Source organism: Limnochordia bacterium (genome assembly GCA_023230925.1).
GTDB lineage: Bacteria > Bacillota > Limnochordia > DUMW01 > DUMW01 > JALNWK01.
This window is the reverse complement of record JALNWK010000002.1, coordinates 1-12,107: the sequence shown is the minus strand read 5'-3', so window position 1 is coordinate 12,107 and position 12,107 is coordinate 1. Positions and strand designations below refer to the sequence as shown.

The following is a 12,107-nucleotide window of genomic DNA, read 5'->3' as shown; positions in this document are numbered from 1 at the left end:
TGAGCCTATGCACCGGGCACAGAAAGCGGTTGCCCTCATTTTCGCAATTGCCTTTGCGGCGGTTATCTTGCTCAAACTGCTCTTTTCATATGTGGCTCCCTTTTTATGTGGGGGCCTTCTTGCTCTTGTCATAGATCCAGCGGTGGGACGACTGGAACAGCGAGGGTTCTCCCGGGGTACGGCGGTGGGGATGATTCTGGCTTTCCTTGGCATTATCTTGGCTTTGGGTTTAGTCAGCTGTCTTACTCATTTGTCCGGGGAGTTAGTAGGACTTTTGGCTCGTCTTGAACACTACCGGGGCTTCATTGAGGAATATGATCAGTGGAGTCTCTATTTCGAAGGGATCTTGAAAGGACTACCCAACCAAGTTGCAGAATTACTAAGGAAACAGTTATCTAACCTGAACCTGAAATTGCAGGACCTTGCCCAAGAGGTGTTGATGTCTATTGGCGGTTTACCCCACTTCTTTTTCGGGTTAGTAGTATCGCTCTTTAGTGCTTATTTCCTAAGCAGAGATAAGAGCATTTTTATCAGGTGGCTATTCTTTGTGGTGCCTGCAAGTTGGCAAGGCTATATTGTCCAGATTAAGGGTGAGGTCCTCAATGGCGTACTGGGATATCTTAGGGCGCAACTTGTTATTTTTATCGTATCTACTACTTTGAGCGTGACGGGACTACTCCTGGTTGGTATTAACTACGCTTGGGTTTTGGGAATACTAACCGGGGTGTTGGATCTCCTGCCGGTCGTGGGACCAGGAGTTGTCTATTTGCCCTTAATCATTTATTATGTAGTGCGGGGGCAGCTATTACTTGGTGTTGCCTTGGGTGTTAATCTGCTGGTGATTATCATGGTGCGACAGTTTATTGAGCCCCAGCTATTTGGTCGTTGTACCGGTACGCACCCACTGTTGTTTGCAGCCTCCTTGTACTTAGGGTTGGCTATTTTTGGTTCCGTGGGCTTATTCATTGGTCCTATGCTACTAGTGATCCTAAGGGCGGTCTGTACAGTAATTTTAGTTCCCAATTTCCACATGTGAGGAAGGAGTCAGCTACTTGGCCAAAAAGATTGTCATACTTGGTTCAACCGGTTCTATTGGTCGGCAGACCCTCGAGGTGATTGATCAGATTGGTGGATTTGAGGTTACTGCTCTAACCGCAGGTAAGAATGTAGGGTTGATGACTGAGCAGATCCACAAATACCAACCTCGACTGGTGGTGATGGCCGATAAAAAATCTGCCGAGGCCCTCAGAAAAGAAGTGAATCCTTCCCAAACGGAGATCCTTTCTGGGGAAGAAGGGCTAGTTGCTGCCGCTAGTCTGGAGTCTGTAGATATTTGCGTAGTGGCTGTCGTAGGTGCTGCGGGAATTCGTCCTACCTTAGCCGCAATTGAACAGGGCGCAGATATCGCTTTGGCTAATAAAGAGACTCTAGTGGCCGCTGGTTCGTTGGTGATGGAGCGGGCACGGATGCAAGGGGTGAGTATTTTGCCAGTTGATTCGGAGCATAGCGCCATTTTTCAATGCTTACAGGGGGCAGGATGTGGTGAGCTTGCCCGGGTAATCCTTACCGCTTCTGGAGGTCCTTTCTTTGGCAAGCAACCAGCGGAATTACGGACGGTTACACCACAGCAGGCCTTGAGGCATCCGAACTGGCAGATGGGTCAGAAAATCACCATAGACTCGGCTACGCTAGTGAATAAGGGTTTGGAAATAATGGAGGCCTGTTGGCTTTTTGATGTAGATATTGAACAGGTTGATGTAATTGTCCATCGACAAAGTATTGTCCACAGCCTAGTCCAGTTTAGAGACGGTTCCCTGTTGGCACAGTTGGGTCTTCCCGATATGTGTTTGCCAATTCAATACGCGCTAACCTATCCCCGCCGTGTGGATGCTCCCCGACCTGTATTGTCTTTGACTGAGGTTGGCAACCTAACCTTTGAAGAGGTAAATCATGAATCCTTTCCGGCTATCAAGCTTGCGGTCTCGGCCTATAAGGCAGGTGGTACCATGCCGGCGGTGTACAATGCAGCCAATGAAGAGGCCGTCTACTGCTTTCTGCAAGGTCGCTGTAGATTCCCGGATATTTGGAGAGGGATCGAGGCGGCTATGAATAAGCATGAGGTTGTTTTTGACTATGATCTGGAGGATGTGTTTGCTGCAGATATGTGGGCGCGCAGCTTTGTGGGTAGACTCCTAGGGAGTGATCTGAGACAATGAACTTATCAGCGATTCACAGTATCTTCGGTAATGTCGTGCTTACGGCCGTAGCCTTTGTCGTGGTCTTTGGGCTTTTGGTGTTCTTCCATGAGTTTGGCCACTTTATCCTGGCTAAACTTAACGGTGTGATGGTCTATGAATTTGCCCTAGGGTTCGGGCCCAAACTGTGGTCCCGCAAGAGGAAAGAAACCCTTTATGCTCTCCGGGCCATTCCCTTGGGTGGTTTTGTGCGTATTGCGGGCATGGATGAGGAGCTGGGCGAGGATGGGGAGACGCCTGTTCCTATTGCACCGGGCCGGAGTTTTGAGGACAAGGGTTATTTACAGAAGCTGAGTATTATCGCGGCTGGGCCCTTAATGAATTTCGTGTTGACAGTCCTAATTATGGTGGCTTTGGTGAGTAGTGTGAGCGAATGGCCCCCTTTGGTCACCTACGTTGAGCCGGGTTATCCGGCCTATGAGGCTGGCCTTAAGGAAGGAGATCGAATCGTCTCCATTGATGGTAAGAAAATTACCGAAGAAGGTCAAGTCGGGCAGTTCATCGCCCAAAAAGGTGAACAGCCCCTTATTTTCCGAGTTGAACGGGAGGATCGGTTCATTGAACTTGAAGTGGTGCCCCGTTCCTTTGAGGGTCAGATGAAAATAGGGATCCATTACGCGGAAAGGCTCAGGACCGATTTCCTCCATGCGATTTCCTCTGGGTTTAAGGTTACCTGGGAATTGATTAGACTTACTATTTGGGGGATTGGGCAGATGATCACCGGTCGCATGGAAGCGGACGTGGCAGGGCCGGTGGGGATCATTACCATGACTGGGGAATATGCCCAGCAGGGGATCGCCGCATTACTCTGGTTTACAGCGCTATTGAGCGTGAACCTCGGGTTGTTTAACCTGCTACCCATCCCGGTTCTTGACGGAGGCCATCTGCTATTTATCACCATTGAACGGATCCGAGGGCGCAAACTAGATCCGAAGTATCAAAATGTGGCCATGCTAGTGGGTCTGTTCTTACTTGTACTGCTGATGATTTACGCTACGGTGTCAGATATCGGGCGGATTGTGAAGTAGGAGGAAGAGTGATGGGAACCGATGATGCAAGGCGGAAAACCCAAGTAGTTGCTGTGGGCAACGTGGCTATTGGTGGTGGGGCCCCTATCTCTGTCCAGAGTATGTGTAATACCAAGACCACTGATGTGGCAGCTACCTTATCCCAGATCCGTGAAGTTGCCGAAATTGGCTGTGATATAATTCGGGTAGCAGTGCCCGATGATGCTGCCTTAGCGGCACTACCTAGGATCGTCCAGGAGAGTCCCTTGCCTGTGGTGGCGGATATACACTTCCGCTGGGATTTGGCCCTAGGCGCCATTGGGGCAGGGGTGGCGAAATTACGTCTAAACCCAGGGAACATTAATGAACCCCAGCGCGTGAAGGATATTGCCCATGCGGCCAAAGAAAAGGGTATACCGATTCGGATCGGAGTTAACTCAGGCTCCGTGGCCCCGAGGTTTCTAGATGCCGATGGCCACCCCACGGCCCATGGACTGGTGGAAAGCGCCCTGGGACACGTGGCTCTTCTTGAAGCAGTTGGTTTTGAGGATATTGTGATCTCGATTAAGGCCACCTCGGCGGCTCTGCTCCTTGAGGCAAACCTGGAGCTTGCTCAACGGGTGGCATATCCTTTGCATCTTGGTCTTACCGAGGCAGGCCCCTATCCATCGGGGGCTGTTAGATCAGCTGCAGCTTTGGGAGCTGTGCTTTCCCGGGGGATTGGGGATACGGTTCGAGTTTCCCTAACGGGAGATGTAACCAACGAGGTGCGGGTGGCCCATTGGGTCTTGGGAATCCTTGGTCTGCGCCAGATTAACCCGATTGTCATCTCTTGTCCCACCTGTGCTCGCTGTAAGTTACAGCTTGAGCCCATTGCCCAGGAAGTGGAAAGAAGAACAGCCCACTTGGCAAGTCCTCTGAAGATTGCGGTGATGGGTTGTGTAGTGAACGGGCCGGGAGAGGCAAAGGAAGCAGATATTGGTATTGCTGGGGGCGATGGCTGCGGCTATCTTTTCCGACGGGGAGAGCGCATCCGTAAAGTTGCAGAAGAGGATATAGTAGATGTATTGGTGGAAGAGGCCGAGAAACTGGCCATGCGGAACGGAGGGTTATCATGTTAATGTCAAGACTACTGGCCCCAACGCTACGGGAGGTGCCTGCGGAAGCAGAGATTCCAAGTCACCAGTTAATGCTGCGGGCGGGCTTGATGCGTAAGAGTGCCAGTGGTATTTATACGTATTTACCCCTGGGTTTTGAGGTACTGCAGAACATTATGCAGATCATCCGGGAGGAGATGAACGCAGCAGGAGGACAGGAATTGCTTCTGCCCATTATTCAGCCTGCTGAGTTGTGGCATGAGAGCGGTCGGTGGGATGACTACGGTGCAGAAATGTTTAAGTTAAAAGACCGTAATGATCGCCAGTTCTGCCTTGGTCCCACCCATGAGGAAATTATTACCGCCCTTGCTAGGGCGGAGATTCGCTCCTATCGACAGATGCCTTTGTTGTTGTACCAGATCCAAAACAAGTACCGGGATGAGATCCGCCCCCGTTTTGGGGTGATTCGTGGTCGAGAGTTCATCATGAAGGACCTATACTCCTTTGATCAGGATGAGGCGGGGCTTAACGAGAGTTATCAGAAGATGTATGATGCCTACAAGAGGATCTTTACCCGCTGTGGTGTGGTGACAAGGCCAGTGGATGCAGACCCTGGTGCTATTGGCGGTTCGGGAACCCATGAATTCATGGTGATTGCAGATTGTGGCGAAGCGGAGCTTGTGTTCTGTCAGGAATGCGAGTACGCAGCTAACGTGGAAATTGCGCCCTGTGTGCCTTGTACCACGCTTCCAGAGGACCCGCTCCCCTTAGAAGAGGCTGCCACCCCGGGACTACATACGGTGGATCAGGTAGCTGGGTTTTTGGATGTTGTACCGGCTAGATTGATTAAGACCCTGATCTACCTGGCTGACGGGCAACCCATTGCAGTACTGGTACGGGGTGACCACGAAGTTAATGAGATTAAGCTAAAAAGGTATCTTGGCTGTACGGTTTTGGAGCTTGCCGATGATGGTACTATAGAGCGGGTCTCCAAAGGACCGAAAGGTTTTTCAGGACCTGTGGGACTGGATGCCCGCTTAATTGCGGATGAGAGTGTTATGGCAATGCATAATGCGGTAACCGGGGGAAATAAGGCCGATACTCATTTGGTGAATGTGAATCCCGGGAGGGATTTCGCCACGAAGGAAGTTGCTGATTTGCGCCTAGTCACCGCAGAGGATCATTGTCCTGAGTGCCAGGGTGGCCTTAGGATGCGCCGGGGCATTGAGGTTGGTCAGGTCTTTAAGCTAGGGACGAAATACTCTACGGCCCTTAAGGCCACATTCTCCGATGAGTCCGGCACCGAACGCCCGATTATCATGGGGTGCTACGGCATTGGAGTGAGTAGAACCATGGCGGCCATCATTGAGCAGAACTACGATGAAAACGGGATTATTTGGCCTATGTCCGTGGCTCCCTACCAGGTGGTAATTGTACCGATTAAGTATACCCAAGAACAGCAGAAAACTGTAACCGATGAGTTGTATAAAAAGTTAGTTGATGCTGGTGTGAAGGTACTTATTGATGACCGGGATGAGCGTCCGGGTGTCAAGTTCAAAGACGCGGACTTAATCGGATTTCCCATTCGAGTTACCGTAGGGCCTAAGAGCTTAAAAATGGGGAATGTGGAGATTACCATGCGCAAGGGTACGTTTAAAGAGGACGTTAAGATCGAAGATGCCGTTGAAGTGATTGGGGATCTGATTGAGCAAGAGCTTAGGTCCTTGCAACCAAAGTAGAAGAGATGGTGGCCAAGTATGGGTGTAGTTGTCATCATTCCCGCGTATAACGAAGAGAAAACGGTTAGTCAAGTGGTCACTGCCGCCTTAGCCTGTGAGTTAGTTGAGGAAGTGGTTGTGGTCAGCGATGGTTCCACTGATCGGACAGTGGAAGAAGCAACAGCTGCCGGAGCCCGGGTGATTTCTCTGCCGGAGAATATGGGTAAAGGTGCGGCCATGCACGCAGGAATCAAGGCTACGGGGCAGGATGTGATCCTGTTTCTTGACGGAGACCTCTTAGGGATCACTCCTGTACATGTTCGAAGAATCATAGAGCCGGTCTTGGAGGATCGGGCGGATATGACCGTTGGCGTTTTCGGGGATGGTAGGTTTTGCACCGATATTGCACAAAAAATAGCTCCGCATCTATCAGGACAGCGGGCTCTTCGCCGGAGCGTGATAACCTGCGCTCCGGACATTGGTAGTTCCCGTTTTGGTGTGGAGACGTTACTTTCTAAGTATGCAGAGGAAATGGGACTGCGGGTTACCTCAGTGATCCTAGATGATGTCTCCCATAGAATGAAAGAGGAGAAACAGGGATTTGTGAAGGGTGTCTGCGCCCGTTTCTTAATGTATCGAGATATCTTGCGCTCGGCAAAACGGTCTCGGTTATAGTATCCCTAGGTTCTGTTGACTGGGACTAGGGCCTTTCTGTCTTTATTTCATGTCTGAAAGAGGGATTTCATTGCGGTATTGTATTCGTCCAGATGATCATTGCTGTGAGTTGACTGGGTTTCTCAAACGACTTGAAGCAAATATGCCTACTGCTGATTTGGACGATGTCCGCATTGTAAGGGTTGAAGTAGATTTAAGCGAACATACGTGGACAATTCATTTGAATAAGGTTTTAGATGAGAGTATACTGGCTGCACTTAGCGACTTACATCAATACATTCCAGGAGTTCGTAGGGTTGCTTTTTGCTGCGAAGATCAGGAACCGGCTGAAGATACATATATGCTCACGGTGATGCAACAGTTTGCCCGGATGCAGGAGGAAGCTGCAAGTAATGGCAATGGTAGTATTCAAGCGAATAATACGGATGTGATCAAGGGCCGGAAGATCGCCCAAAAACCGATTTCCATGGAGGAACTCAGTGAACCCGGGGAGTCGGCAGTGGTGACTGGGGAGCTGCTTTCCTTAGACTGTCGGACCATTCGACGGGGTGGCAGCCTATTGATTATGGACTTCACCGACTATACAGACTCCATTACGGCCAAGATCTTTGTGGACGATGCGGATCAATTATCCGAGAAGCTAGTGCAAGGGGAATGGTATACCCTCAGGGGAGATCTGGAAATTGACCGGTACAGTGAGGAGCTATGCCTTATGGTTCGGGATATTTCCAGAGCCCGAGCTTCCGTAGTTGAGGATAACGCCCCGCATAAGCGGGTGGAGCTTCACCTCCATTCTCGCATGAGTGCCATGGATAGCGTGGTTGATCTGCAAGGGGCCATCGGTCTAGCGGCCCAATGGGGACATCCTGCGGTGGCCATTACCGACCACGGATGTGTACAGGCTTTTCCCGAGGCATACAAAGCGGGTAAGAAGCATGGAATTAAGATTATCTATGGACTGGAGGGTTACCTGACTGATTCTGAGGATCAAAGTGCCCCTACTTACCATATTATCATTCTGGCCAAGAACGAACAGGGGCTACAGCACTTATACGAATTGGTTTCCCTCAGCCATATCGATTATTTCTACCGTCACCCCCGTATTCCCCGACACGAGTTGGATAAACGCAGGGAAGGACTCATTTTGGGGTCTGCCTGTGAGGCCGGTGAGTTAATGAGAGCCCTCATCAACCGGGTTCCTGTTGATGAAGCAAGAAAGATAGCCAGTTACTACGATTTCCTTGAGATCCAGCCCTTGGGGAACAATGAATTTCTAATTGGTTCCCAAGGCATTTCCACCGAGCAAGGCCTAATAGACCTGAATATGGCTGTGGTTAGGCTTGGGGATGAACTTGGTCTACCGGTGGTGGCCACCGGCGATGTCCATTTCCTCCGTCCGGCTGATGAGGTCTATAGACGGATTTTGATGGTCGGACAAGGCTATTCGGACGCGGAGAGACAAGCCCCGTTGTATTTACGTACCACCGAAGAAATGTTGGAGGAATTCGTGTATTTGGGGGACCGGAAAGAAGAGATCGTCATCGACAATCCCCGGCGGATCGCCGAAGGTATTGAAGAACTACGGCCCTTTCCAGCAGGGCTACATACCCCAAAGATCCCCGAAGCAGAGGAATTAGTACCAAAGATGAGCTACGAGAACGCAACATCTCTCTACGGGGATGAACTACCTGAGCTAGTGGCCAAGCGCCTAGAGCGGGAGCTTAAGGCAATTGTAGGTAATGGTTATGCGGCTTTGTATTGGATTGCGCACAAACTAACCCGTAAGTCTCTGGACCAAGGCTATCTTGTAGGGTCCCGGGGATCCGTGGGCTCATCCTTTGTAGCTACTATGTGTAGCATTACCGAGGTCAATCCCCTGCCTCCCCATTACCGCTGTCCTCACTGTAAATACTCCCATTTTATTACAGACGGCAGTGTGGCATGTGGGGTAGATCTGCCTCTTCAGGACTGTCCAGAATGCGGAACAGCGTTAGAGCGGGACGGGTTTGACATTCCCTTTGAGGTGTTCTTAGGCTTTGAAGGGGATAAGGTACCAGATATTGATCTGAACTTTTCCGGGGAGTGCCAATCGTTGATTCATGCCTACACCGAAGAGCTCTTTGGTAAGGATCACGTATTCCGTGCTGGCACCATCAGTACCCTTGCTGAGCGCACTGCCTACGGATTTGTGAAAAACTATCTAGATAGTCGCGGGCATACAGCCCGGAATGCCGAGATTAACCGGCTGGTGCGGGGTTGTTCAGGGGTGCGCAGGACTACTGGCCAACACCCCGGCGGCATGGTTGTTATCCCCGAAGGGCGAAATGTGCATGAGTTTACACCGGTGCAGTATCCCGCCAATGATCGCAACAGCGGCACTATCACTACCCACTTTGATTTCCACGCTATCGATGAGACCTTAGTGAAGCTTGACATTCTCGGCCATGATGATCCTACGGTTTTGCGGATGCTGCAGGATATGACCGGGGTTAATGCACTAGAGATTCCCCTAGATGATCCAGCCACGATGAGCATTTTCTCCCGGGTGGATGCCCTTAAGGTTGTTCCGGAGGACATTGGTGATGATGTAGGTACGATAGGTGTACCGGAATTTGGTACCCGGTTTGTGCGGGGGATGCTACGGGAAACTAGACCAGAGACCTTTGGGGATTTGGTGCGTATCTCTGGTTTCTCCCATGGAACCGATGTTTGGGCTAATAATGCCCAGGAGTTGATCAAGAACCAGGTTGCCACCCTAAACGAAGCCATCGCTACAAGAGATGACATCATGCTCTACTTGATTCAAAAGGGACTTCCGGCCAAACATGCCTTTGCGATTATGGAACGGGTGCGCAAGGGAAGGGGTCTTCGTCCAGAGGACATCGAGGCCATGAAAGCCCAAAAAGTACCCCAATGGTATATCGATTCGTGCGAGAAGATCAGCTACATGTTTCCCAAGGCTCATGCTGTAGCATACGTAATGATGTCTTTTCGCATTGCCTACTTCAAGGTTCACCATCCAGACGCCTTCTATGCTGCCTATTTCACCACCCGTGTCGATGAATTCGATGCCGATTTGGTGCTAGCTGGAACAGAGAAAATGCGGCAGTTTATCAAAAGGGTAGAAGACAATTGGAATGATGCCACTGCCAGGGACAAGAGTGTTATGGGGATGTTAGAGGTAGCCCTAGAAGCGATGGTCCGGGGTATTAGGTTTCTACCTGTGGATCTTTACCATTCCGATGTGAGCAAGTTTATTATTGCCGAACCCAATACCTTACTGCCGCCCTTGATTGGTCTTCAGGGTCTTGGTAGAAGTGCGGCGGAAAACATAGTACAGGCCCGTAAGCAGCCCTTCCGTTCCATTGAGGATTTGAAGGACCGCACAGGCGCAAGCAAGACAGTGATTGATGCCTTAGGTCAACACGGTTGCCTGCAAGGCTTACCGCCAACGGATCAAATGCAGCTTTTCTAAGCTTCTAGGTTGTCCTCCCTGTGCATAGAATCAAAGGGAGGATGATTTCAATGTCTAGTCAGCTCCGTTTCCAGCAAGAGGTTCTGCCGGTCTTAGCCCCAAGACTCAGGGAGATTGTGGCCTCCATCCCCCAGGGACTCAAAACTACGATGGAGGAACTACGCCTGCGGGCCAAACGCCCCTTGGGTGTTGTGTTCAACCGGGGGGATGGGTTCCTAGATTCCGCGGGTCAATTTGTCACCGAACCGCACAAAGGGTACCTATTAACTTCCGAGGATCTATCCACCACCGTGGAGTTGGTGAGTCAACATTCGATCTATGCATATATCGAAGAAATGCGCCATGGGTACATCACCATTTCCGGAGGTCATCGGGTGGGTCTGTGTGGGCGAGCAGTGGTAGAAAATCGTCGGGTGGTTTTGTTAAAGGATATCAAGTCCTTAAATATTCGCATCTCCCGGCAGATCATCGGTACCGCCGACCCAATCATGCACAGGATTGTCCTTGGTCCACAACAGGTACTAAGTACATTGATCGTCTCTCCTCCAGGATGCGGAAAAACTACCTTACTTCGAGATATAGCTAGACAGTTAAGCACGGGAATCCCCCGATTGGGTTTTACTGGGGTACAGGTGGCAGTAGCCGATGAACGATCCGAAATTGGTGGTTGTTACCAAGGCGTGCCACAAAACGATCTAGGGCCACGAACAGACATTCTTGATGGTTGTCCGAAGGCTGCAGGAATCACCATGTTACTTCGATCCATGGGACCTCGGGTGATCATTACCGATGAAATCGGTAGTCAAGAGGATGCCAGGGCCATTCAGGAAGCACTCCTAGCCGGAGTCAGTATTATGGCCACAGCACATGGTTCTAACATCGAAGAGGTCGCTCGTCGTTTCGAAATACGCCAGGAGTTTTTGACTAAGAGCTTCCAACGGGTGATTATTTTGTCACGTGATCAAGGACCCGGTACGATTCAACGGATCATATAGTCGATGCTACCCTAAGGGTCATGTTGGGCGTGTTTAATTATTGGTGGGCAAAGGGTTGGTCATCAAACCTTCCGTTTACCCAATCCAAACGTAGATGAAGCAGATGGTTGAACCCTTCCTCACTCCAACGCATATCCACTCCTTTGGGCTGTTGTAGCTCGTTTTGTTTTATTAGGGCATTATTTTTTGCTCTTTCCTCATTTTTAGGTATAGTAAAGTATGGTAAACTGTGTCATAATGTGGAGGTAGCTATATTTTGGAGGTGACATGTTGAATCTCAAGCAGTCCCGCAGAAAAGACGGCAGAGTATATCTTACGATTGAAAGAGCCTACCGCGACAAGGACGGTAAACCTAGGACCAAGACCATCAAGTCGCTCGGTTATCTAGATGAACTGGAAAAGGAATACAGTGATCCGATCGCCCATTTCAAAGAAGTCGCCCGTAAGATGACCGAAGAGGAAAAGACAAACAGGAAAGTAACAATGGTAGTTAATATGAATGAAGGCCTCGTTTCCAATAGCGATGACAGAAAAAATTTTGGATATGCTGCCATACTCAAGATTTACCACGAACTGAGGCTAGACCGCTTTTTTAAGAACAAATCTAGGCATAAGGCCTTCGAGTACAATACCAATTCCATCATGATCTTGGGTACAACACCGGGTGGCACTGGTAACCACTTTGGCCGTTGCTTTGCAGATGGAAGTAGCAGAGGGGACACTGTCTTCTAAGAAGGCCCAGGATATTGCTCGGTTGCCAATCTTAGAACAAGAGAAGTTTGCTGCTAAAGTAAAGCTAGAAAAGCTTTCTGCTAAAAAGGTGGCCAAGCTTGTGGCTTTGTACAATCGTCCGAGTACCGATGAACAGATGAAGCAGTGCATCAT

The 12,107-nt window shown here is 50.1% G+C and carries 9 protein-coding genes; all 9 read left to right on the top strand.

Annotation, left to right across the window (positions count from 1 at the left end):
* The first annotated feature begins 7 nt into the window (after positions 1–7).
* The 9 genes from ytvI to M0Q40_00440 all read left to right on the top strand — a co-directional run bounded on the left by ytvI (position 8) and on the right by M0Q40_00440 (position 11,954).
* The gene (gene ytvI / locus M0Q40_00480) at positions 8–1,036 is read left to right on the top strand and encodes a sporulation integral membrane protein YtvI (protein ID MCK9221096.1); all 1,029 of its coding nucleotides are present in this window, start codon (positions 8–10) and stop codon (positions 1,034–1,036) included.
* Positions 1,037–1,052: 16 nt separating this feature from the next.
* Positions 1,053–2,216, top strand: coding sequence for a 1-deoxy-D-xylulose-5-phosphate reductoisomerase (locus M0Q40_00475; GenBank protein MCK9221095.1), 1,164 nt, complete (start codon positions 1,053–1,055; stop codon positions 2,214–2,216).
* Entirely contained in the window at positions 2,213–3,283 is a 1,071-nt protein-coding gene (rseP, locus tag M0Q40_00470; GenBank protein MCK9221094.1) for an RIP metalloprotease RseP, read from the top strand. Before M0Q40_00475 ends, rseP begins: the two co-directional genes overlap by 4 nt.
* Before the next feature lie 11 nt (positions 3,284–3,294).
* Entirely contained in the window at positions 3,295–4,383 is a 1,089-nt protein-coding gene (ispG, locus tag M0Q40_00465; protein ID MCK9221093.1) for a flavodoxin-dependent (E)-4-hydroxy-3-methylbut-2-enyl-diphosphate synthase, read from the top strand.
* Positions 4,377–6,098, top strand: a complete 1,722-nt coding sequence (locus M0Q40_00460; GenBank protein MCK9221092.1) for a proline--tRNA ligase — start codon at positions 4,377–4,379, stop codon at positions 6,096–6,098. The genes ispG and M0Q40_00460 overlap by 7 nt, the downstream gene beginning before the upstream one ends.
* Before the next feature lie 18 nt (positions 6,099–6,116).
* The gene (locus tag M0Q40_00455) at positions 6,117–6,752 is read left to right on the top strand and encodes a glycosyltransferase family 2 protein (protein ID MCK9221091.1); all 636 of its coding nucleotides are present in this window, start codon (positions 6,117–6,119) and stop codon (positions 6,750–6,752) included.
* A gap of 70 nt (positions 6,753–6,822) precedes the next feature.
* Positions 6,823–10,227 (top strand): PolC-type DNA polymerase III, encoded by a 3,405-nt coding sequence (locus M0Q40_00450; protein MCK9221090.1) that lies wholly within the window; start codon positions 6,823–6,825, stop codon positions 10,225–10,227.
* Positions 10,228–10,277: 50 nt separating this feature from the next.
* Positions 10,278–11,222, top strand: a complete 945-nt coding sequence (spoIIIAA, locus tag M0Q40_00445; protein ID MCK9221089.1) for a stage III sporulation protein AA — start codon at positions 10,278–10,280, stop codon at positions 11,220–11,222.
* 270 nt (positions 11,223–11,492) lie between these two features.
* Positions 11,493–11,954 carry a hypothetical protein gene (locus M0Q40_00440; protein ID MCK9221088.1) on the top strand — a complete coding sequence of 154 codons (462 nt, stop codon included), beginning with the start codon at positions 11,493–11,495 and terminating at the stop codon, positions 11,952–11,954.
* The last annotated feature ends 153 nt before the right edge of the window (positions 11,955–12,107 follow it).